Source organism: Streptomyces sp. CA-210063 (assembly GCF_024612015.1).
GTDB lineage: Bacteria > Actinomycetota > Actinomycetes > Streptomycetales > Streptomycetaceae > Streptomyces.
On the sequence record NZ_CP102512.1, the window covers coordinates 5013788 to 5036104 of the forward strand.

The 22317-nt window shown below is 71.3% G+C and carries 20 protein-coding genes and 2 pseudogenes; 9 read left to right on the forward strand and 13 right to left on the reverse strand.

The features are described from left to right. The first annotated feature begins 26 nt into the window (after positions 1-26). Together JIX56_RS21730 and JIX56_RS21735 are read left to right on the forward strand one after the other, a co-directional pair. Positions 27-2687, forward strand: a complete 2661-nt coding sequence (locus tag JIX56_RS21730) for an RICIN domain-containing protein (protein WP_257542871.1) — start codon at positions 27-29, stop codon at positions 2685-2687. 171 nt (positions 2688-2858) lie between these two features. Further along, positions 2859-3170: an NIPSNAP family protein gene (locus JIX56_RS21735; RefSeq protein WP_257542872.1), complete on the forward strand. Its 312-nt coding sequence runs from the start codon at positions 2859-2861 to the stop codon at positions 3168-3170. On the opposite strand, the gene JIX56_RS21740 is transcribed toward JIX56_RS21735, so the two are convergent. Further along, the gene (locus JIX56_RS21740) at positions 3167-4087 is read right to left on the reverse strand and encodes a LysR family transcriptional regulator (protein ID WP_257542873.1); all 921 of its coding nucleotides are present in this window, start codon (positions 4085-4087) and stop codon (positions 3167-3169) included. The two genes, JIX56_RS21735 and JIX56_RS21740, sit on opposite strands and share 4 nt — an antisense overlap. A 79-nt stretch (positions 4088-4166) precedes the next feature. Between JIX56_RS21740 and JIX56_RS21745 the strand changes: the two genes are divergently transcribed. Next, positions 4167-4904, forward strand: a complete 738-nt coding sequence (locus JIX56_RS21745) for an SCO6745 family protein (RefSeq protein WP_257551560.1) — start codon at positions 4167-4169, stop codon at positions 4902-4904. 189 nt (positions 4905-5093) lie between these two features. On the opposite strand, the pseudogene JIX56_RS21750 reads toward JIX56_RS21745, so the two are convergent. Beyond that, positions 5094-5319: pseudogene (locus JIX56_RS21750) on the reverse strand (MFS transporter); the annotation flags it as partial. A gap of 73 nt (positions 5320-5392) precedes the next feature. Continuing rightward, positions 5393-6763, reverse strand: a complete 1371-nt coding sequence (locus JIX56_RS21755) for an FAD-dependent oxidoreductase (protein WP_257542874.1) — start codon at positions 6761-6763, stop codon at positions 5393-5395. Positions 6764-6965: 202 nt separating this feature from the next. Between JIX56_RS21755 and JIX56_RS21760 the strand changes: the two genes are divergently transcribed. Then, positions 6966-7334: an ArsR/SmtB family transcription factor gene (locus tag JIX56_RS21760; protein WP_257542875.1), complete on the forward strand. Its 369-nt coding sequence runs from the start codon at positions 6966-6968 to the stop codon at positions 7332-7334. Between the two features lie 59 nt (positions 7335-7393). Here the strand turns inward: JIX56_RS21760 and JIX56_RS21765 are convergent, their stop codons facing one another. From JIX56_RS21765 to JIX56_RS21775, 3 genes are read right to left on the reverse strand one after another with little or no spacing between them, the layout of a single operon-like run. Beyond that, positions 7394-7522: an NAD(P)-binding protein gene (locus tag JIX56_RS21765; protein WP_443031852.1), complete on the reverse strand. Its 129-nt coding sequence runs from the start codon at positions 7520-7522 to the stop codon at positions 7394-7396. Next, positions 7519-8325, reverse strand: a complete 807-nt coding sequence (locus JIX56_RS21770; RefSeq protein ID WP_257542876.1) for an aquaporin — start codon at positions 8323-8325, stop codon at positions 7519-7521. The genes JIX56_RS21765 and JIX56_RS21770 overlap by 4 nt, the downstream gene beginning before the upstream one ends. After that, positions 8322-8630, reverse strand: a complete 309-nt coding sequence (locus tag JIX56_RS21775) for an ArsR/SmtB family transcription factor (RefSeq protein WP_257542877.1) — start codon at positions 8628-8630, stop codon at positions 8322-8324. Before JIX56_RS21775 ends, JIX56_RS21770 begins: the two co-directional genes overlap by 4 nt. A gap of 91 nt (positions 8631-8721) precedes the next feature. Between JIX56_RS21775 and JIX56_RS21780 the strand changes: the two genes are divergently transcribed. Further along, positions 8722-9135 (forward strand): arsenate reductase ArsC, encoded by a 414-nt coding sequence (locus JIX56_RS21780; RefSeq protein ID WP_257542878.1) that lies wholly within the window; start codon positions 8722-8724, stop codon positions 9133-9135. A 109-nt stretch (positions 9136-9244) separates the two neighbouring features. Here JIX56_RS21780 and JIX56_RS21785 read toward each other — a convergent pair whose 3' ends face one another. The 4 genes from JIX56_RS21785 to JIX56_RS21800 all read right to left on the reverse strand — a co-directional run bounded on the left by JIX56_RS21785 (position 9245) and on the right by JIX56_RS21800 (position 14113). Next, positions 9245-9883, reverse strand: coding sequence for a DUF305 domain-containing protein (locus tag JIX56_RS21785; RefSeq protein ID WP_257542879.1), 639 nt, complete (start codon positions 9881-9883; stop codon positions 9245-9247). A 91-nt stretch (positions 9884-9974) separates the two neighbouring features. Continuing rightward, on the reverse strand, positions 9975-10382 hold the full coding sequence (locus JIX56_RS21790; RefSeq protein WP_257542880.1) for a DUF6153 family protein: 408 nt from the start codon (positions 10380-10382) through the stop codon (positions 9975-9977). A gap of 230 nt (positions 10383-10612) precedes the next feature. Beyond that, the gene (locus tag JIX56_RS21795) at positions 10613-11236 is read right to left on the reverse strand and encodes a hypothetical protein (RefSeq protein WP_257542881.1); all 624 of its coding nucleotides are present in this window, start codon (positions 11234-11236) and stop codon (positions 10613-10615) included. Positions 11237-11545: 309 nt separating this feature from the next. Further along, entirely contained in the window at positions 11546-14113 is a 2568-nt protein-coding gene (locus JIX56_RS21800) for an AMP-binding protein (RefSeq protein ID WP_257542882.1), read from the reverse strand. A gap of 260 nt (positions 14114-14373) precedes the next feature. Here JIX56_RS21800 and JIX56_RS21805 point away from each other — a divergent pair, with 260 nt between their 5' ends. From JIX56_RS21805 to JIX56_RS21815, 3 genes are read left to right on the forward strand one after another with little or no spacing between them, the layout of a single operon-like run. Further along, on the forward strand, positions 14374-15393 hold the full coding sequence (locus tag JIX56_RS21805; protein ID WP_257542883.1) for an iron ABC transporter substrate-binding protein: 1020 nt from the start codon (positions 14374-14376) through the stop codon (positions 15391-15393). 13 nt (positions 15394-15406) lie between these two features. Next, complete coding sequence (locus JIX56_RS21810; RefSeq protein ID WP_257542884.1) at positions 15407-16975, forward strand: ABC transporter permease; 1569 nt, start codon at positions 15407-15409, stop codon at positions 16973-16975. A gap of 26 nt (positions 16976-17001) precedes the next feature. Beyond that, on the forward strand, positions 17002-18084 hold the full coding sequence (locus JIX56_RS21815) for an ABC transporter ATP-binding protein (RefSeq protein WP_257551012.1): 1083 nt from the start codon (positions 17002-17004) through the stop codon (positions 18082-18084). 149 nt (positions 18085-18233) lie between these two features. Here the strand turns inward: JIX56_RS21815 and JIX56_RS21820 are convergent, their stop codons facing one another. Further along, positions 18234-18881, reverse strand: coding sequence for a response regulator (locus JIX56_RS21820; RefSeq protein WP_257542885.1), 648 nt, complete (start codon positions 18879-18881; stop codon positions 18234-18236). Beyond that, the gene (locus JIX56_RS21825) at positions 18872-20092 is read right to left on the reverse strand and encodes a sensor histidine kinase (RefSeq protein WP_257542886.1); all 1221 of its coding nucleotides are present in this window, start codon (positions 20090-20092) and stop codon (positions 18872-18874) included. The genes JIX56_RS21820 and JIX56_RS21825 overlap by 10 nt, the downstream gene beginning before the upstream one ends. Before the next feature lie 109 nt (positions 20093-20201). Here JIX56_RS21825 and JIX56_RS21830 point away from each other — a divergent pair, with 109 nt between their 5' ends. Next, positions 20202-21785 (forward strand): serine hydrolase domain-containing protein, encoded by a 1584-nt coding sequence (locus JIX56_RS21830; RefSeq protein WP_257542887.1) that lies wholly within the window; start codon positions 20202-20204, stop codon positions 21783-21785. 166 nt (positions 21786-21951) lie between these two features. Here the strand turns inward: JIX56_RS21830 and JIX56_RS21835 are convergent. Next, positions 21952-22311: pseudogene (locus JIX56_RS21835) on the reverse strand (glycoside hydrolase); the annotation flags it as partial. Positions 22312-22317: the final 6 nt, after the last annotated feature.

Below are 22317 nucleotides of genomic sequence, written 5' to 3' on the forward strand. Positions count from 1 at the left end.
ACGGCATGCAAGGAGAGCACCTCCCCATGAACAACCCCACGAACGGCGGGCGCCGCGGACGTCACCGTCGTCGCTGGACCGCGACCGGTCTGCTGCTCGGCGTGCCCGCCATCGTCGTGCCGTATCTGCTGTTCGCGCAGGAGGACTCGCAGGCGGCGACGGTCGACGGCAATGCCTACTACCGGCTGGTTTCCGTACGCAGCGGCAAGGTGATGGACGTCAACGCGTTCTCCACCGCCGACGGCACCCGCATCCAGCAGTGGACCGACCAGAGCACCGCCAACCAGCAGTGGAAGCTGAGACCCGCCGGGGACGGCTACTACGAGCTGGTCAACCGCAACAGCGGCAAAGTGCTGGGCATAGCGGGTAATTCGACCGCCCGGGCGGCTGCCGCCGAGCAGCAGACCGACAGCTCCTCCGCCGCCCAGGAGTGGCGGATCGACGAGGTGAGCGGTTCCGATGCCGTCACCTTGACCTCCCGCAGGAGCGGCCAGGTCCTGGACGTCTCCGGAGGCTCCACGGCCGAGGGCGCGGCAGTCATCCAGTATCCCGGCAGGGGCAGCACCAACCAGCAGTGGAAGCTGGTGAAGACGGCCGAGACCCAGGCGGCCGGGACCGGCACCGCGCAGACCACGGCCGCGGCCGGACCGTACATGTGGAAGAACGCCCAGGTGGTGGGCGGCGGTTATGTCACCGGGCTGGTGTTCAACCCGCGCGAGAAGGGCCTGCTGTACGCGCGCACCGACATGGGCGGCGCCTACCGCTGGGACGTGGCGGCCGAGCAGTGGATCCCGCTGACCGACTGGGCCGGCGAGAAGGACTGGAACCTGCTGGGCATCGACTCGGTGGCCACCGACCCCGTCGACCCCGACCGGCTCTACCTCGGGGCGGGCACCTACACCAACAGCTGGGCCGGCAACGGCGCGATCCTGCGCTCCACGGACCGTGGCCGCACCTTCAAGCGCACCGACCTGCCTTTCAAGCTGGGCGCCAACGAGGACGGCCGCGGGGCGGGCGAACGGCTGGTGATCAACCCCGAAGACCCCGGCACCCTGCTCCTTGGCACCCGCAAGAACGGCCTGTGGCGCAGCACCGACCACGGCGCGACATGGAGTCAGGTCTCCTCGTTCCCCGTCAAGGACGGGGCGAGCAGCGGCGCGGGCATCTCCTTCGTGACGTACGGCCCGGCCGGCAGCAAGACGGTCTATGTCGGCGTCGCCGACAGGTCCACCTCCCTGTACCGCTCCACCGATGGCGGCAGCACCTGGAAGGCCGTCTCCGGGCAGCCCACCGGCCAGATGCCGCAGCACGGCGTGCTCTCCGGTGACGGCTCGCTGTACCTGACGTACACCGACGTCGTCGGACCCAACGGCGTGACCGCGGGCTCGGTGTGGAAGTACACGCCGTCCGGCGGGGCGTGGAAGAACGTCTCGCCGTCCCAGGGCAGTTACGGGTTCTCCGGTCTGGCCGTCGACCCGCGGAAGCCGTCCACGGTGATGGTGACCACCCTCGACCGCTGGTGGCCCGAGGACGAGATCTACCGGAGCACCGACGGCGGCACGACCTGGAAGGCACTGGCCTCGAAGTCGGAGCGGGACGCCTCCGGCGCTCCTTACGTCGGTACCGGCACCGGGCACTGGATGACCGCCCTGGCCATCGATCCCTTCGACTCCGGGCACGTGCTGTACGGCACCGGCAGCGGCATCTGGCGCAGCAAGGACGCGGGCGCCACCGACAGCGGCGGCACCAGCCACTGGACCGTGGGGGCCCGAGGGCTGGAGGAGACCGCGGTGCTGGACGCGGTCGCCCCGCCCGGCGGTGCCACCGTCATCTCCTCCATGGGTGACCTCGGCGGTTTCCACTACAGCTCCTCCAGCTCCCTGACCGAGGTGCCCGCCGGGCGGCTGAAGAACCCGATGATGATCACCAGCACCGACATCGATTTCGCCCAGTCCAACCCGTCGGTGATGGTCCGCGTCGGCCGTGGCGGCGATCAGGACGGCGCCTACTCCACCGACGGCGGCAGCAGCTGGAGCGGCTTCAGGGCCGAGCCGGTGGGCAGCGCCGACAGCGGCCAGGTCGCGCTCGCGGCGGACGGCTCCGCCATCGTCTGGACCGAGGAGGGTCAGGCCCCGTACCGCTCGACCGACAAGGGGGCGAGCTGGTCGAAGGTCAGCGGCCTGGGCAACGGCGCCGTGGTCGTCGCCGACCGCTCCTCGGCCAGGACCTTCTACTCACTGTCCGGCGGCACGCTCTACGCCAGCACCGACGGCGGCGCGACCTTCACCGCCCGCGCCACCAACCTGCCCACCGGCCGGCTGACGGCCGTCCCCGGCATCGCCGGGGACCTGTGGATCGCCGACGGTGGCAAGGGGCTGCTGCACTCCACCGACGGCGGCCGCACCTTCACCACGCTCACCACGGTGAAGTCCGCCTCCGCCCTCGGCTTCGGCAAGGCCGCGCCGGGCGCCTCCTACCAGGCCCTGTACCTGATCGGGACCGTCAAGGACGTCACCGGCGTCTTCCGCTCCACCGACAAGGGCGCCACCTGGCTCCGCGTCAACGACGACGCCCACCAGTGGGGCGCCATCGGCGGCGGCGGCGTCATCACCGGCGACCCCGACACCTACGGGCGCGTCTATGTCGGCACCAACGGACGCGGCCTCCAGTACGGCGACCCGTCCTGACCCCACACCCGGGCGGGACCGCGGGCACAACGGCCTGCGGTCCCCGCCATGGTTGAGGGACCTCGGCCGGCCCACCCTCCAGCACGAGTGCGTGCCGGATCTCGCTGCTCCCGGACGATCCCGGTCTCAGCCCCTCATCGAGCCCGAACCGTCGCACGGCATCATGCAGGCGTGATCACCATTCATCTGAAGTATGAGATCGACGCCGACAAGCTCGAGGATTTCGAGGAATACGGCCGCCGCTGGGTCCGACTCGTCAACCGTTTCGGCGGGACGCACCACGGCTACTTCCTGCCGAGTGAGGGCGACAGCGACATCGCCTACGCCCTGTTCTCCTTTCCCAGCCTGGCCGCGTACGAGCAGTACCGCACGGACAGCATGTCCGACCCGGAGTGCCAGGAAGCATTCCAACTGGCCCGTGACACCCGCTGCATCAAGCGGTACGAGCGCCGCTTCCTGCGACCGCTCGACGGCGTGTCCTAGGCCGGCCGAAGGCGCGGGGTGCGGTTCTCCCGCGCGGCGGCTGCGCGCAGCGCTGCGACGACGGCCGTGGTCGTCGGGTTCGCGGTCTCGGTGCGACGCGTCGCGGCGAACAGCAGGCGCCGGACAGGGCGGTCCTCGATGGGCGCCGTGCGGATTCCGGGTGTGGCCGGGTCGATGGCCGTCCGGGGGACGAGCGCGGTGGCGAGGCCGGCCCGTGCGACGGCGAGCTGGGCGGCGATGTCGGCGGTGACGTAGCGCGGCGTGGGGGTGAAGCCGGCCTGGTGACAGGCGTGCAGGATGGCCTGTCCGCAGTCCGTGGTCGGCGGCGGCACGGCGAGGCTGTGCACGGCCAGTTCCCGCAGGGCGACGGGCCGCTCGTCGCCCTGGCCGGCCGCGGTGACGACGAGCAGCGGATCGTCGAGCAGCGGGGAGACCTCGATGCCCCGGGGTGTGGCATCGGGCAGGTGGTGATACCGCTGTCCCAGCACCACGTCGACGGTGCCGAGGGTGAGTTCCCGCAGTTGCGCCTGGTCGGTGACGAGACAGGTCACGGTGAGCTGCGGGTGGTCCGATCCCAGCGCGGTCAGTGCGGGGGCCACGATCCGGGCGACGGTCGAGGGCAACGCGGCGAGCGTGGCGGTGGCGCCGACCGTGCCCTTGACCGCCGCGACGGCACTCTCGGCCTCCTGCACGGCGGCGAGGATCCGGTCGGCGTGTTCGAGGAGCACCCGGCCCGCCTCCGTCAGTGCCACGGTTCGCCCGTCGGGGCGCAGCAGCTCGACTCCCACGTCGTGGCGCAGCGCGGACAGCTGCTGGGACACGGCCCCGGGGGACAGCGCCAGAGACTGGGCGGCCGCGGTGATGGAGCCGCGAGCGGCGACGGTCTTGAGCATGTGCAGACGGCGGACATCCAGCATGACTCGATAGATTACCTAAAGGGTTCCGTCAGAAATCACCCCCTTGACCTGTTGAGTCATGGTGAGCGACCTTCAGCCCATGGAGATCTTCGACTGCATCGCCGCGGTTGCCCGGCCCCTTCACGATTTCGGTGACGAGTTCATGTCCGACGAGGCGACCGCCGCCGTCGGTCTGCGTGCCGGCTTTCCCGCAGGGCGCGGCTTCTACTGCCGCGGCCGGTTCGGGGTGCTCGGCGAGGCATCGGTCGACGTGGTCCAAGCGGTGCAGGGCTTCCTCGGGCCCGGCCTGGTCGCCGCGGGCTGGCTGGCGGGACGGCCCGTGATGCCGGCGGAGGAAGCCGCCGGCTGGTACGCACAGGCCGTCCGGACGTGGGGGCACGCCCACATCCCCGCAGACGTCGACGTGGAACACTTCAACCGCCTGGCGCAGCGGCTGATCGACGCCGCCGACGCCGACGCGCTGCCTCTGTTCGCCGGCTGGCGCGCACAGCCCTGCCCCACCGACGACCCGGTCGGTGCGGCCATGCAGCGCATACACGTACTGCGCGAACACCGTGGCGCCTGCCATCTGGCGGCGGTGCGCCTGAGCGGGCTGAGCGCCCGAGAGGCAATGGTCATCAACCTCGGCGTCGGGCCGGCGACCCACTACGGCTGGCAAGAGCCACATCCCGTTGCCGAAACTCTGATCCCGCGATGGCGGCGTGCCGAGCACCTCACCGACGAGCTGCAGGCGCCGCTCTACGCCACGCTGGGCGACCGGCAACGTACCGAATTCGCCCAGCTCGTCAATGCGTTGACCGCCGCCCTGGCCCCGTGACCGACGTCGAGAACGCCAACGGGAACACGAAGCCCCGCCAGTCGTCATCACCCGCGCCGGGCGCCGATCCAAGCCAAAACCGACGCTTCGGATGGGTACCGGTCGACAACGGCGCAGTCGTCTGTTCGCATGCCCCTCCAACTGCTGTGACAGGGGGAGTTGGTGCTGCGGATGTAGTACGGCCCCGACGCCGAGCAGGGAACCGGTCGTCATCACGGCGCGTGGGCCGCGTTCGTCAAGGATGCGGTCGGCCGGGATGCCTGCGAGGGCGGAGACCAGGAGGGCTCCGGAGAAAGCAGCCGTCGTGGCGATCGCGGACCAGCCCGTGTCAGCGGTGACGCGGGCGCTCAGGACCGGGAAGGCGTAGTGGACGACGCCCCAGCTGGTGATCTGGCGTCGCGCACAGGGCGGGCAGAGCGACATGAGGGCGCGGCCGGTTCCCTGCGGTTCCGGTCGCGCCGCCGCGAGGGTCGACGTCGGTCGCGGGGTCAGCAGCCGCCGGACGAGGCCGGGGCGCCGATGCCGATCTGGAGGGTGGCGGGTGCGGCGCAGCAGCCGCCGCCTTCGCCGGACTGTGCGGCGTCGGGGTCGTCGAAGAGGCCCGCTCCGCCGCACACACCCGTCTCCGGGAGGGTCAGCTCGACGCGTTCGGCGGCCTCCCGGTCGCCGGCGAGCGCGGCGGCGATGGAGCGGACCTGCTCGTAGCCGGTCATCGCGAGGAAGGTCGGGGCGCGGCCGTAGGACTTCATGCCGACGAGGTAGACGTCCTTCTCGGGGTGGGAGAGCTCGTTCACGCCGTGCGGGTAGACGCTTCCGCAGGAGTGGACGTTGGGGTCGATGAGCGGGGCGAGGGCGGTCGGGGCCTGGAGGCGTTCGTCGAGGCCGAGGCGGAGTTCGGAGAGGAAGGACAGGTCCGGGCGGAGGCCGGTGAGGACGATGATCTCGTCGACCGGGTCCAGGCGGCGGCCGTCCTCCGCGACCAGGACGAGCCGCTCGCCGTCGTGCTCCACAGCCTGTGTACGAAATCCCGTGACCGCGCTCGCGTGGCCGGCCTCCACGGCGGCCTTGGCGCGCAGGCCGAGGGCGCCGCGGGCGGGGAGCTCGTCGGCCTCGCCGCCGCCGTAGGTGCCGGCGCCGATGCCCCGGCGCAGGATCCACACCGCGTGTGTGCCGTCCTCGTCCTTGGCCAGGCCGGCGAGGAGGGCGAGGGCGGTGAAGGCGGAGGCCCCGGAGCCGATGACGGCGGTGCGCCTGCCCGCGTAACGGGCGCGTACGGCCGGGTCGTCGAGGTCGGGGACGCGGTAGGTGACGCGGTCGGCGGCGGTCTTCTCGCCGAGGGCGGGCAGGCCGTCGGCGCCCATCGGGCTGGGGACGGTCCAGGTGCCGGAGGCGTCGATGACGGCGCGGGCGGTGAGGCGTTCCTCGCGGCCGTCCATGGTCCGGAGGTGGACGGTGAAGGGCTGCTCGTCGCGGCCGGAGTCGACGATCCGGTCCCGGCCGGCGCGGGCGACGCCGGTCACCGTGGCGCCGTAGCGGACCTGGTCGCCCAGGGCGTCGGCGAGGGGCTGGAGGTACCGCTCGGCCCAGTCGCCGCCGGTGGGGTACGTGGAACCGTCCGGGCGGGCCCAGCCCGTGGGAGCCAGCAGCTTCTCGGCGGCCGGGTCGACCAGCTCGGCCCAGGTGGAGAACAGCCGCACGTGCGACCAGTCGCGCACGGCGGTGCCCGCTGCGGGGCCGGCCTCCAGGACCAGTGGTTCGATGCCGCGCTCGACGAGGTGGGCGGCGGCGGCCAGGCCGACCGGGCCGGCGCCGATGACCACGACGGGCAGCCGGCCGGGGTCGATGGTGGACGCGCTCACGGGGATCCCCTTTGTTTCGACATCCGTCAATCTCTTGAATGCCAGCATGGCACCTGATTCGACGAACTTCAACATAGACATTCATCGAATCAGAAGGCACGAAAGAGGTCGAGCGTGGAGCACATCCACGTCCGGTGACCTTGGAGATGCCCCGCGGCCGGCACCCCTGGGCCACTGGTTCGACGTGTGTCAACATAGATGCATGTCGAATGTCGAGGTACTGCCGCTGCTGGAGCCCGAAGCCCCGGAGTCCGCGGTGCCCTGCTGCCCGCCGCTGACCGAGCGCCCCTTCACCGCCGAAGAAGCCGAGCGGACGGCCCGTATGTTCAAGGCTCTGGGCGACCCGGTACGGCTGCGACTGTTCTCGCTGGTCGCCTCGCACGAGGGGGGCGAGGCGTGCGTGTGCGACATCTCCGACGTCGGCGTCTCCCAGCCGACCGTCTCCCACCATCTGAAGAAGCTCAGGGAAGCCGGGCTGCTCACCTCCGAGCGGCGCGGGACCTGGGTGTACTACAAGGTCGAGCCGTCCGTCGTGGCCGCGCTCGGCGGGATCCTCGGCGGCAAGGGCTGAACCACTGCGTGCACGGTCCCGACCCGCAGGAACAAGTGCAGCGATTCCCAGGCGTGTCGTCAGGCGCCGCCGGGCTCGGTGCGGGCGTCGGGTATGACGAACTCCAGGCCCGAGCGGCGCAGATGGAAGCCGGCGGCGAGCCCGGACCGGCCTGCGCCGATCACCACCACCTGCGTCCTGCGGGTCATTCAGCGGACCGGCTCGGCATGAAGATCAGCGCCACCAGCGCCAACCCGACCACCGCGCCGATGAGTTGCATGCCGATGAACCCCGCGACCGATCCCGGCGCGATGCCCGCGAAGGTGTCGGTGAAGGCACGGCCGATGGTCACCGCCGGGTTGGCGAACGACGTGGACGAGGTGAACCAGTACGCGGCACCGATGTACGACGCGACGGCGACGGGCGCGAAGCGCAGCTGGTCGGCGCGGGCCAGGCCGAAGATCAGCAGGATCAGCCCGGCCGTGGCGACGACCTCACCGAGCAGCAGATGCCCGGCCGAGCGGTCGTGCGTGGACCACTCCACGAGCGGCTTTGCGAACATCGCGTCGGCCAGCACCGCCCCCGCGATCGCTCCCACGACCTGGACCGAGACGTACACGGCCACCTCGCGCGCGGTGACTCCGGCGCCGCCCCGCCGGGCGTTCCACCACTCGGCCAGCGTGACGACCGGGTTGAAGTGCGCGCCCGAGACCGGGCCGAGCAGGAGGATGAGGACGCCGAGGCCGAAGACGGTGGCGAGGGAGTTGGCCAGCAGCTGCACGCCGACGTCCTGGGTCAGCTCGGTGGCCTGGATGCCGGAGCCCACCACGACCGCCACCAGGGCGGCCGTACCGACGAGCTCGGCGGCGGCCCTGGCGACCAGGGGCGTACGCGGCGGGGTGGCACCCGGCGCCGGTTCGACGGACCCGGCGGACCGCCCGGACCCGGCGGACCCGGGCTCGGCGGCGGATGTCACGGACTCCGCGGTCGCGGGGGCTTCGGCGGGGGTCATGGGCAGGCCCTCTTGTTCTCGGCTGCGGTACGAGCGGACTCGGCCAGGTCGGCGAACTGGCCGGCGAGCTGGGCGACGACGTCCGGGAGCAGCCGGTAGTAGGTGTACCGGCCGCACGGCTCCGTCTCCACCACACCGGCTTCCCGCAGCACTCTCAGGTGGTTGGAGAGGTTGGTCTGCTTGGCACCGGTCTCCTCCACGAGGTGGGTGGTACACAGCGTCTCGCGGGCGAGCAGGGTCACGATCTGGAGCCTGAGCGGGTCGGCCAGGACCCGGATCAAATCACTGTCGACTGACGTCATCATGGGCTGATACTCTCACATCAGTGGTGGCTGACACCACCGGGTACTGAAGTCATTCATACCTGATGCCGTCGTGAGACAAGAGAGACCTCTGATGTCCGACAAGCCCTCCGTGCTGTTTGTCTGTGTCCACAACGCCGGCCGTTCGCAGATGGCCGCCGCGTGGCTGACCCACCTGGCCGGGGACCGTGTCGAGGTCCGCTCCGCCGGCTCCAACCCGGGCGCGGGCGTCAACCCGGCCGCCGTCGAGGCCATGGCCGAGGTCGGCATCGACATCTCCGCCGAGGTCCCCAAGATGCTCACCGTCGACGCCGTCAAGGAGTCCGACGTCTGCATCACCATGGGCTGCGGCGACACCTGCCCCGTCTTCCCCGGCAAGCGGTACCTGGACTGGCAGCTGGAGGACCCGGCGGGCCAGGGCGTCGAGGCCGTCCGCCCGATCCGTGACGAGATCAAGGTGCTGGTCGAGGGCCTGATCAAGGAGATCTCGCCGGAACCCCGGGCGTGAGCACGGCGACCGACGCGAGCGGACCGCGGCCATCCCCACCATCTGAGCGCCGACCCCGGGCCACCGGGAGGTGGCGCGCCGACGACCGCACCACCTCCCGGCACATGTGTCAGCCCTTGCCGAGCAGCTTGTTCATCTGCTCGATCTCGGCGGTCTGGGCGGTGATGACGTCGTCCGCGAGCTTGGTGGCGGGACCGTACTTGCCGTCCGCCTTCTCAGTCTTGGCCATCTCGATGGCGCCCTCGTGGTGCTCGACCATCATCTCGAGGAACATCTTGTCGAACTCGGTACCGGAGGCTTTCTCCAGCTCGGCCATGTCCTCGCCGCTCATCATGCCGGGCATGTCGGACGACATGTCGTGGCCCATGTCGGCCGCGGCCTCGGGGACTTCCTCACCCCACGAGGTGAGCCAGCCGGACATCGTCTTGATCTCCGGGTCCTGAGCGCCCTTGATCTTCGTGGCGAGGTCCTCGACCTCCTGCGAAGCGGCACGGCCGTCAGCCAGTTCGGCCATGTCGACGGCCTGGCGGTGGTGCTGGATCATCTCCGTGGCGAAGGAGACATCCGCGTCGTTGTGGTCGCCGGCCTTCGCCGAGGCGGACGCGGACGGGCTGGAGTCGGAGTTCATCGACCCCATGTCGTGGCCGCCGCTGTCGCTGTCGCCGCCACATGCGGTCAGGACGAGGGCGGCCGCGACGGCGGTGGCGGTGAGGGCGGTACGACGGAACAACCTGCGGTGTGCGGTCATGGTGGAACTCCTGCGTTCGGATCTGGAGAAGGGCATGCCGAAGCACGGCGCCGCGCCCGCTTGAGGGGTGTGCGGCGGCGTGCGGGCCGCTCTAGATCCGCAGGAGTTGGAGTTCGGAGAGTGAGGGTGGCGCGCGGCCGCCGTCGGGGCCGCTGCCGGCCGAGGGCGTACGTACGTCCGTCGGCTCGGCCGAGGACACCACGTCGGGCACCAGCACCGGCACCACGGCAGGGGCCCCGGCAACGGATGCCGAGGCGCAGGTCGGGTCCGCGTGATGCACGTGCCCGGATCCACCGCCCGCGTCGTGGCCGCACTCGCCCGGCATCGACACCACGACACCCGCGTGAGAGGTCGCCGTTGGGCGATCGTGCCCGACAGGCTCATGGAGCGCGGGGACCGGTCCGAGGCCGTGCATGCCGAGCAGACCCAGCAGCAGCGCGCACACGAGCAGCCCAAAGGACCGCGGTCGCGGTCGCTTGCGCTGTCCGAGGCGGGTCACCGCCTCATCGTAGGCACGGATCATGGGTCCCCTGTGTCCTGGGCGCCATCGGAGTGGACACGACGATGATGCAATACCCACCCAGGGTATCGCAGCGTCCTCGGGCACTTCGCCGTCGTGCCGAAGAACGAGAGATCGCTGACTCACAACAGCCCCGATGACCTGTGGTTCGAAGGTGACCGTCGAACGAGGCTCAATGTGACCAAGGGGCAGCGACGACACCGGAGTTGTCAGGAGGCGCGGCGCCAACGGAGGTCCTGACCCGCTCCGTACCTGCATTCCATGAGAGTCCCGGCGCTGGTCCTCCCCAGTGTTCCGGAGCCGCTGCACCATGCCCCGGGCCGCACTTCCTGGCTCGTGGTGTCACCTGAGGTGTACCCGCTCCCTCCCGGGTCCGGGCTTTCGGTGTCGCCGGTATCCCAGGTCGGGGCCTCCTCTTCGGCTGTGGGCTCGTCACTCGGGACGGTGGTGCCGTCGCAGCCGTCCGCGGGGTCGGCCAAGGCGATGGTCACCACCCATCCGGGCTCGCTCAGGGTCCCCTTGGTCAGCTCGGCGCCGCACACCGTCCAGTCGTCGTAACGAGGGTCGTTCAGGCCGAGGAACTTCAGAGTGGTGCCGAACGCGACGGATTCGGGGAGGACTTCTCCCCCCGCGGTGGTCTCCGCGTCCAGCGTGCGTAAGGCGTGATCCCAGTTGTCGCCCACGAGGCTGCGCAGCTCGAACGGGGACGGAGTCGAGGTGGGGGTGGGCGTGTGGAGAGTGGGACCGACGCCGAGGGAGGTGCTGGGGCCGGATCCGGGATCGGCGGAGGCCGCGGCGAAGAGCGATGCGGCGACGATCGCGGTACTGGCCACGGCGTAAGCAACGATGGGCGCGATGCGGGTCTTCCGGTTTCGGCCGGACGACGAGGATGCGGGGCCGGCACTCGCCTGCCTGGTGGAACGCACACCTTGTGGCTTGGCCTTGTCGTGGGAGAACGCGCGACTCCCGGACAAAGACGGGGGGTGATTCCGTAACTTGTGTCTTCTGACCTCGTCCTTGACCAGTTCGAGGTTGTTGCCCTCCAGCTTCGCGCCGCATATCGAGCATCGGAGGATATGGCGGTTCAGAGGCATGATCGAACCCTACTCGCGGGCCTGGCCCACGCGACCGTGCGTGCCGGCTCAGGCAGCTCCTCGGTGTCGGCGCCGCGCTCGCAGACCGGACAGGTGCCGCATCCCCCGGTTGACCACCGCGGCGTACCCGATGCCGAACAGAAGCGAGGCGGGCAGTGCCAGCCAGCCGGAGAAGCCGTCGATCAGGGGGTAGATCTGCCAGTGGGTCAGGTAGATGTAGAGCGAGCTGCTCGCCAGTACGCCGGCCACGCTGTTGACGGGGCCCAGGGTCGGCAGGGTGCGTACCCATACCAGGAGCACGAAGCCGGCCGTGACGACCGCGTCACGGAACGGTTCGCCCGGGAAGAAACCAGGGATCGTGGCCACCGCCGCCACGGTCACCAGCACGCGCTGTCGGGTGGTGTCCGCCTTCGCCGCGGCCCAGCCCAGCGCGAACAACCAGAAGACCACGGCCGCCGACGGGATGTGGATCCGGTCGCGCAGGCCGAGGAGGTCGTAGCGGGTGAGGAGCCCCAGGGCCGCGATCGTCATGGGGAGGGCGAACGGGAAACGCCTCTCCGCGCGGTCCACGGTCCGCAGGCCGAGCAGGGCGACGGCGGCGACCAGGATGTAGGTGAGCGCCTCGACGAACCAGAAGTGCATGGCCGTTTCGCTGTCGTGCGGTCCGAGGACGCTGTGCAGCAGGACGAGGTTGGTGAGGCCGTAGTCGTCGGTGAGCGGAACGACCAGGGCGATCCAGGCCAGGCTGGGCAGGGCGATCCGGGCGATGCCGCGCAGTCCGTGGCGGACGCGTTCGCGGCGTTCGGCGGAGGGGGTGAGGTGGAAACGGGCGAGGTTGTAGCCCGCGACCGCCAGCAGCAGATGGGCGCCGCCCTTGACGTAGAAGATGTGGATGTGCGAGCCGACGATGAGGACGATCGCGGCGGCGCGCAGCGCGATGCCGGTCTCCAGGGTGCGTCGCCGACGCGAGTCCTTCCCTGGCGCCGGCCCGTCGGGCTCCGGTCGGCGGAGGTCGCGGATGGGTCTGGTGTGCCAGTCCGGCGGCAGCCGGCCGAGCGTCCGCTCCAGGTTGAGCGACATCTCCACGTACGACAGCGAGTCGCCGCCCAGCGAGACGAAACTGCTGTCTTCGGTGACGTCCGTGCGGTCGAGTATCGCGGCGTACAACTGGCACAGATCCGACGGTTGTTCACTCGGCACCCGTCCGGGGCCGAGCTTCCGTACGGCCTCGTAGTCGGGCTTGCCCGTGGCCAGCCGGGGCAGTTCGGGCAGGACGTGGACGGTGACCGCTCGGGGCGGGAGCCCGTACTCGCCGGTCACGAGGCGCCGCACCCGGTCCGCGTCGGTGTCGCCGTCGCCCACCACGGCCACCCTGAGTTCGTCGTCGGCGCCCGCGCAGAGAGCCGTGAAGCCGTGACGGTGCAGCAGTGCCTCGGCGCGTTGCGGATCGATGCGAAGGCCGAGGATCTTCGCGAACCGGCTGCTGCGGCCCACGATCTCGTACAGTCCGTCCGGGGCGCGCCGGGCGATGTCACCGGTGCGCAGGTCCTCGGTGGTGCGGCCCAGTGCGAGGTCCGAGGGGTGTTCGGCGTAGCCGAGCATGACGTTCGGGCCCGAGTAGACGAGTTCACCGGTGTCCTGGTCCGGCCAGTCGGGGTGGGGCTCCAGGTGGAAGGAGCCGCCGGGGATGGGGAGGCCGATCGACTCGGGGCGGGTCGCGGCGAGGTGCGGGGGCAGGTAGGCCATGCGGGCGGTGGCCTCGGTCTGGCCGTACATCACGTACAGGTCCCAGCCGTCGCGCCGTCCCGACTCCGCGTAGTGGCTGACCCGTTCGGGGGCGAGTCGGCCGCCCGCCTGCGTGATGTAGCGCAGGTGGGGCAGGTGCAGTTCGGCGAAGCCGGTCCGGTCGAGCAGGTCGAAGGTGTAGGGGACCGCCGCGAAGGTGGTGCCGCGTGCGGAGCGGAACAGGTCCCAGAAGCCGTCGTCGGCGACGGAGAGGTCGGTGAGGATCAGGCCGGCGCCCCGCAGCAGATGACTGTTGATGACCGACAGGCCGTAGCAGTAGTGCATGGGCAGGGTGGTGGCGGCGCGGTCGGCTTCGCCGATCTCCAGGTACGTGGCGATGGACTCGGCGTTGGCCTGGAGGTTCTCGTACGACAGGCGCACGAGTTTGGGCGATCCGGTCGAGCCGGAGGTGCTCAGCAGCAGGGCGAGGTCCGGGTGGAGTTCGTGTACCGAGACGGCCCGTCGTTCGTCGAGGCGCCACCGTCCTGAGCGGTCGGCGCCGATCACGACGTCCGGGTCGTAGGCGGCGGTCAGGGACCGTACGGCCTCGTCGTTGTCGCCGGGGACCAGCAGGATCGGGTGGCCGGCCGCGAGTGCGGCGAGATAGGCGATGAGGGCGTCGGCCGTGTTGGTGCCGGCGAGCAGCACCAGTCGCCGCCGGACGCCCAGGCGGGCGGCCACCTGGGCGACCTTTTCAGCCAGCTCGCGGTAGGACAGTTCGCCGTCGGCGGTCAGCAGGGCGGCGCGGTCGCCGTGCGTGGCGAGGCGTCCGGCGAACAGCGGCGAGGTGGCGCCGGGCACGCCGGAGAGCAGGTCAGAGGGGGTGAGCACAGGCGCAGTATTAGGTATGCCTAACCTCAAAGGAAAGACACAGAAACATCACAAGGGGTGCGTGGCAGGCTCACTGGAGTGCGCCCGGAGCGGTAAGCGCCACCCGTTATCAAGCCGTTCTTGACGATGAGGTTAGCTTTACCTTATTCATAGGACGTTCACAGGTTACTTCGCGGCACCGCTCCCCCGCTCGCTCTCCTTCGCCGTCCCACGGCGCGTTCTCCGGCACCGGAGTTGAGCCATGTCAGGAAGGCTTCACCATGCGACGCCCCTCGGCCAGACGTCTCGCCGTACCGCTCCTCGCTCTGGGCCTGCTCGCCCCGGCCCTCGCGGCGTGCAGCGACGAGCCGGCCGACCTGGTCATCTACTCCGGGCGCAATGAGGACCTGGTGGAACCGCTGCTGGAGAAGCTGGAGAAGCACCTCGACGCCAACGTCGAGGTCCGCTACGGCGACAGCGCCGAACTGGCCGCCCAGATCCTGGAGGAGGGCGACAAGACCGAGGCCGGTCTGTTCTTCTCGCAGGACGCGGGTGCCCTCGGTGCCCTGTCGAAGGAAGGCGTGCTGACGGCGCTCCCGCAGCCGACGCTCGACAAGGTCGACGCGGCCTACCGGGGCGGCGAGAGCGACTGGGTCGGCGTCTCCGGGCGGGTCCGCGTCCTCGCCTACCACCCGGGCAAGGTCTCCACGCCCCCGGACAGCGTCCACGAGCTGACCGAGCCGGAGTGGAAGGGGAAGATCGGGTACGCGCCGAACAACGCCTCCTTCCAGGCGTTCGTCACCGGTATGCGCGTCCTGGAGGGCGACGACGCCACCCGCGACTGGCTGAAGGGCCTGAAGGCCAACTCCCCGAAGTCGTACGAGAAGAACACCGAGATCCTCGAAGCCGTGGACTCCGGGGAGGTCTCGGTCGGGCTCATCAACCACTACTACTGGTACGAGAAGGCCGCGGAGGAGGGCGAGGACAAGCTCACCGCCAAGCTCCACTTCCTGCCCGCCGGCGACCCGGGCGGTCTGGTCAACGTCGCCGGTGTGGGCCTGCTGAAGGGCGCCGACAAGAAGGAAGCCGACTACGCGCAGCAGGCGGCGGACTTCCTGCTCGGCGAGGAGGCCCAGACCTACTTCGCCGAGGAGACCAAGGAGTACCCGCTGTCCGCGGGCGTCGCTCCGGCGGAGGGCCTGCCCGCGCTCGACTCGCTTCAGGCGCCCGAGATCAACCTCGGCGAGCTCGACTCGCTCAAGGAGACGCTGACCATGCTCCAGGAAGCCGGACTGGTCTGAGGCCCGGTCAGTCATGAAGACGGGCACGTCCGTCAGCCAAAGCCCCGGCACCCGCCCGGCTCCACGGCTCCCGCCCGCCGGGCGGGTCCCCTGGGTGCTGGGCCTTCCGGCGGCGGTCGCCGCCGTGTTCGCACTGCTTCCACTCGTGTACCTCTGCGTGCGCGCCCTCGAACACGGGCCGGGCTACGCCTGGGACATCGTCACCACCGAGCGCGCCGCGATGCTGCTCGGCCGCAGCATCGCCCTCGCCGCGGTCGTCGTGGCGGCCTGCCTGGTCCTCGGCGTCTCACTGGCGTGGCTGACCACCCGGACCGCCCTGCCGTGGGCGCGCGGCTGGGCGGTGCTGGTGACGCTGCCGCTGGCCGTGCCGAGCTATGTCGCCGCCTTCGCCTGGCTGTCCGCCGCCCCGCGACTGGCCGGGTTCACCGGGTCCGCCCTGTCACTGATCCTGGTGAGCTTCCCGTACGTCCATCTGCCCGTCGCCGCCGCGCTGCGCCGCACCGACCCCGCCCAGGAGGAAGCGGCCCGCTCGCTCGGCGTCGGACCGCTGCGCACCTTCTGGCGCGTCACCCTTCCCCAACTGCGCCCGGCGGCGGCCGGTGGCGCGGTCCTGGTGGCGCTGTACGTGTTCTCCGACTTCGGCGCGGTCTCCCTGATGCGCTACGACACCTTCACCCGAGGCATCTACACCTCCTACCGGGCGTCCTTCGACCGGACCCCGGCCGCCGCGCTCAGCGTCGTCCTGGTGGTGCTCACCGTGGCCCTGGTCGCCGCCGAGGCGCGCACCAGGGGGAGGGCGGGATACGCGCGGACCGGCACCGGCACCGCACGCCCGGCGGACCCCGCCCCCCTGGGCAAGTGGCTGGTGCCGTCGCTGAGCTGGTGCGGCGCGGTCACCGCCGCCGCCGTCGCGTTCCCGCTCGCCACGCTCGGCTACTGGCTGACCGTCGGCAACTCCGCGACCTGGGACCCCGCCCGCCTCACCGAGACCGCCACGGCCACCCTCGGCGTCGCCGCCGCGGGCGCCGCGCTGACGACCGTGCTCGCCCTGCCCATCGGAGTGATCGCCGCCCGGCACCGGGGCCGGGCCGCCCATCTGCTCGAACAGGCCGCCTACGCGGGACACGCCCTGCCCGGCATCACCATCGCCCTGTCGCTCGTCTTCTTCGCCGTGCGCTACGCCCACCCGCTGTACCAGGAACTCCCCCTGCTGGTCGGCGCGTACGCCGTGCTGTTCCTGCCCGTCGCGGTCGCCGCCACGCGCGCCGCCGTACTCCAGGCGCCGCCCGGCCTTGAGGACGTGGCGCGTTCGCTGGGCCGCAGGCCCTGGCAGGTCGTGCGGGAAGTCACCGTGCCGCTGGCGGCGCCCGGTGTGGCGGCGGGCGCCGCGCTGACCTTCGTGGTGTGCATGAAGGAACTGCCCGCCACCCTGCTGCTGCGCCCCACCGGCATGGACACGCTGGCCACCCGCCTGTGGACGGAGACCGGAACCGGCTCCTACGCCGCCGCCGCGCCGTACGCCGCCGCGCTGATCCTGCTGGCCGCGATCCCCTCCTACCTCCTCGGGAGGCACCGCACATGACCGAGCCGCACACGGCCGAACCTCACATGACCGAACTGCGCGTCGAAGGGCTGGCCAAGTCCTACGGCCCGCACACGCCGCCCGTCCTCGACGGGCTCGACCTGACCGTCCCCGGCGGCGCCCTGGCCGCGGTGCTCGGCCCCTCCGGCTGCGGCAAGACCACCCTGCTGCGCGTCATCGCGGGCTTCCTGCGCGCCGACGCGGGCAGCGTGACCGTCGGCGGACGCCCGCTGACCGGTCCCGGAGTGCACCTGCCTCCCGAGCGGCGGCGCATCGGCATCGTCCCCCAAGAAGGCGCCCTGTTCCCGCACTTGAGCGTCGCCCGGAACGTCGCCTTCGGCCTCACCGGCCTCGACCGGACCGCCCGCCGACGCCGTACGCAGGAGATGCTGGACCTGGTCGGGCTGGCCGGCTACGGCGACCGGATGCCCCACGAGCTGTCCGGCGGACAGCAGCAACGCATCGCCCTCGCCCGCGCCTTGGCACCGCGTCCGGCACTGGTCCTGCTGGACGAGCCGTTCAACGCCCTGGACAGCGCCCTGCGCGCGGGAGTCCGAGCCGATGTCCGCACGGCCCTGCGACTCAGCGGCGCCACCGCCGTCCTGGTCACCCACGACCAGCAGGAAGCCCTGTCCACCGCCGACCTCGTCGCCGTCGTACGCGACGGCCGCGTGGCCCAGTGCGACACCCCGCAGCAGGTCTACCGGCGCCCGGCCGACCCCTGGGTCGCCGGCTTCGTCGGCGACGCCGTCCTGCTCCCGGCGACCGCGCACCACGGCACCACCGCGGACACCGCCCTGGGGATCATCCCGCTCGTCACGGACGCGGGCGCGAAAGCGGAGGCGGACGCGGACGCGGACGTGGGCGCGGGCGCGGGTTCCGGCACGGTGCTGCTGCGCCCGGAGCAGCTGGAACTCACCGAGCCCGCTTCGAGCGCGGCCGGCGGTACCGTCACCGACGTCCGCTTCTACGGCCACGACGCCATGGTGACCGTGGCGGTCGACGGCCTGGACGACCCCGTCGACATCCGCGCGGCCGGGCCCCTCTCCGTACGGCCCGGTGAGCGGACCGGCATCCGGGTCCACGGGGAAGCGACCCTGCACCGGTGATCGTGCGCCTCAACCTTCACAGCACAGCTGCCGCCGTGGAGTCCCCAACGTCCACGAGAGGCGAAGCGCTGTCGCGATGACCCGGGCTCAAGGCCGAACGACGGCAGGCGCCTTCGCTCACCGAACGTCTGGCGACCGCCCGTCGCCGGTCATCCGCGGAGGTAGGTGAGGACGGCGAGGACGCGGCGGTGGCCGTGGCCGTCGAGGTGGAGCTCCAGTTTCTGAAGGATGTTGCTGACGTGCTTGTTGACCGCGGCCTCGGTGACGTACAGCTCGCGGGCGATGGCGGCGTTGGCGCGCCCCTCGGCCATCAGGGCGAGGACCTCGCGCTCTCGGGGGGTGAGGCGTCGCAGGGGATCGCGGCGGCGGTTGAGGAGTTGGCGGACCACCTCGGGATCCACGACCGTCGCGCCCGCGGCGACCTGGGCGACCGCGTCGACGAACTCGCTGACGGCGCTGACGCGGTCCTTGAGGAGGTAGCCGACCCCGGTGTCGCTGCCCAGGTCGAGCAGATGCGCGGCGTAGGACTGCTCGATGTACTGGCTGAGCACCAGGACCGGCAGGCTGGGGTGCTGTCGGCGCAGGGTGACGGCGGCGCGCAGGCCGTCGTCGGTGTTGTCCGGTGGCATGCGGACGTCGGTGACGACGATGTCGGGACGGTGTTCCCGAACGGCGGCCGTCAGGGCGTCCGCGTCGCCGACGGCGGCGAGCACCTGGTGACCGAAGCGGGTGAGCACGCCGACCAGGCCGTCCCGCATCAGCGGGGAGTCCTCGGCGAGTACGACGGTCAGCGGCACGGCAGCTCCACGTGCATCAGGGTGGGCCCGCCCTGAGGGCTGGATATACGGAGTCTGCCGTCCGCCACGGCGACGCGGTCGGCCAGGCCTACGAGGCCGGTACCCGCCTGCGGTGCGGCACCGCCGATGCCGTCGTCGCTGACCGACAGAGCCAGCACGTCGGTGTGCAGGCGGGCGTGCACCTCGACCCGGGTTGCCCTGCTGTGCTTGACGGCGTTGGTCAGAGCCTCGGCGACCACGAAGTACGCCGCGGTCTCCACGGAAAGGGGAAGGCGACGAGGCAGGCGGATGTCGACCGTGACGGGCAACGCGGAGCGCCCCGCCAGGTTCTCGACCGCGGCGGCCAGACCGTGATCGGTGAGAGCCTTCGGATGGACACCCCGGCTGAGCTCCCGCAGCTCGTCGACAGCGAGCCCGACCTGTTCCTGCGCCATGGCGAGCCGGTCGGCCAGCGGTGAGTCCGGCTCGGTGTCCAGGGCGGCCAGCCCGAGCATCACGTTGAGGGAGACCAGCCGCTGCTGCGCCCCGTCGTGCAGGTCCCGCTCGATCCGGCGCCGCTCCGCGTCGAAGGCATCGACGAGCCGCACCCTGGAGGCCCGTACGTCGGTGAGTTCACGGCCGAGTTCGTTGTCGCGCGGCGCCAGCATGAGACGTGTGACGGCCGCTCTGGCGCCGGCCCAGGCAGTGATGGTGTACGGCGCGGCGGCGAGCAGGCTGAGACCGACGATCACCAGCGGCCAGGCCCCGGGGTCGTCGAGGGGCGACATGATCACCAGCACGGGGACGACCAGGGCGAAGCCCAGGACCAGGAAGTCCATCCACCACAGAGCGGTCGCCGACACCGCCGTGAAGCCCAGCTCACGCCAGGTCGCGGGCTCTCGCAGCCGGGTTCGTACCCATCCGAGAAGTCCCGCGCGTGCGGGGGCCCGGTGCGGGTCCGGCACCGGGTCGAGGTCCACCAGGCGCAGGCGCCACCGCTCGAAGCGGGTGACGGCGACGCCGGACAGTGCCACACCGAGCAGGATCGGCACGCCCACCAACACCACCAGCGAGACGACCCCGGCGGCCAGCGCGACCACGAGGACAGCGCCGGCGACGGCACCGAAGACCACTCCGGACAGCAGATAGGCGAAGGACCGCCAGGGCCAGCTGGAGCCGAGCACCTTCAGCGGGTTCTGACCGAGCGCCTGCCAGGCGGTCCGATGTCGCATCCCTCGAACCTACCGAGCCGGGGATCTCGGGGCAGTAGTGCATGCACTACCTCCGAACTCGCGTGTGCGCCAGTGCGCCGACGGGGGCGGGACCGGTGCACTGGGCTCCATGAAGCTGATCACCGTCCCCACCGGCACGCGTCGCCGACTCGGCACTGTGCTGGCCGCGCTCGGTATCGCGGTCGCGGCCACCGCCGTACCGGCCGTATCGGCCTCCTCGGCCCCGCGGTCCAACGCCGCCCTGGATCCGGCCTCGATCGACCGATTCGTACGCGACTACCTGGAGCAGACCCGTCTGCCGGGTGCGGTGGTCGCCGTGACCAAGGGCGACCGGGTCGTCCACACCGCGGGGTACGGGCACACCGCGTCCGGGCAGGCCATGACGGAGCGGACGCGCCTGCCCGTGGCGTCGCTGTCGAAGTCCATGACCGCACTCGCCGTCATGCAACTGGTCGAGGCGGGCGAAGTCGACCTGGACCAGCCCGTGCACCGCTACCTGCCCGAGTTCACCCTGGCCGACCGGCGTTCCCGGGAGATCACCGTCCGGCAGGTCCTGACCCAGACCTCCGGTATGGCCGACTCCGCCTACCCGGATCTGACCCGCGCGCAACCGCACACCCTCGAAGAGGCCGTCGCCGCGATGCGCGAGGCGCCCCTCGCCACCGCGCCGGGCGCCCGGCACCGCTACCACAACCCCAACTACTTCGTCGCGGCCCGCCTGGTCGAGGTGGTCAGCGGACAGCCCTTCGCCGACTACCTGTCAGCCGAGCTCTTCAAGCCTCTGCGTATGACGCGCACCGCGTCCGTCGACACGACCGCCGAGATGCCCGACCGGGCCCGCGGCTACGTCCGCGCCTACGGCACGGTCTTCTCCCGTCCGCACCCCCGCTGGTTCACCGCGGGCGGCCACGGTGTCGTCACCACGGCCGACGACCTCTCCCAGTGGCTCATCGCCCAGAACAACCAGGGTGTGTCCGCCGAGGGCCGCCGTATCGCCACCGCACGCACCATCGAGCTCACGCACACCCCACCGAAGGCGCCGAAGGACACGGACTACGCGATGGGCTGGTGGCGGCACCAGCAGGGGGACGGGCCCGAGCAGATCCAGCACAGCGGCCAACTCCTGACCCACAACTCCATGGCCGTCCTGCTGCCCGACAGCGGGATCGGCATCGCGGTCGTCACCAACACCGGCCTGATCTCCGGGGACGACGCCGCCCAGATCTCGACGGGCCTCGTCGACCTCGCGCGGGGCAAGAACGCCGAGGTGGCGAAGCCCTTCTCGATGACGGCCGACTGGGTCCTGGCGGCACTGACCCTGCTGGCGGCGGGCCTCGGCATCCGTGGTGTCCTGCGCGCGCCCCGATGGGCGCGGCACACCGCACGGCGACCATGGTGGCGTACGGCCCTGCGGTTGCTGCCCCAGGCGCTCCCGATCCTCCTCCTCACCCAACTCGCCTCGCTGCTCGGCCTGCTGATGAACCGCTCCGGAACCTTGGCACAGACCACCTACGCCTGGCCGGCCCTTGTCGTGTGCGCGGCAACCGGGGGGATCGCCTCCATCGCGGTCATCACCGCCCGGGCCCTCGCTCTGGTCCGTCACCGCCGACGCGCCCGGCATGGAGCCGGGGGTGACGGGGGTGACGAACCACTCGGCACTCGAGACGGGCATCAGGCCCTCCGCCCCGCCTGACGCCGGAACTCCACCACGACGCCCATGCCGACAGGCGGATGACACCGGTCGGCAGGAGGTCGGCGCGGTCCCGGAAGGGTTCGTGCCGACCTCCGCGCCGGTGAACACCGCGCGCAGCCTGCCGTTCGACACGACACCGCCAGGCCGGAGCGAGGTGCGCGGCGGATCAGCTCCGCTGCCGGCAGTAGAGCGCGTCGGGGGTGCGCGACGAGCCCACCCGGGCCGTGAAGGCGATCCCGGCCGCGTACTCGTCGTTGGCGCACTGGCCCTTGTGGTGGCCGTGCACGAAGTCGCCGCCCTTGGGAGCCGAACCCCTGTTGTCGCCGCGGTCGAACCAGACGGTGCGGCCGTTCGTGCCGACGATCGAGCCGGGCGGGGCGGCTACGCACAGGGCGGCGGAGACGGCCGCGCCACGGACGCTGTAGCCGGTCAGGAAGTGGCCGTCGCGGCACTGGAGTTTGGTGTATCCGGTCGCCCAGTCCCGGCCCGGCGTGACATGCCGCTCGTCGACGATCACCTCGTGCCCGCGGTT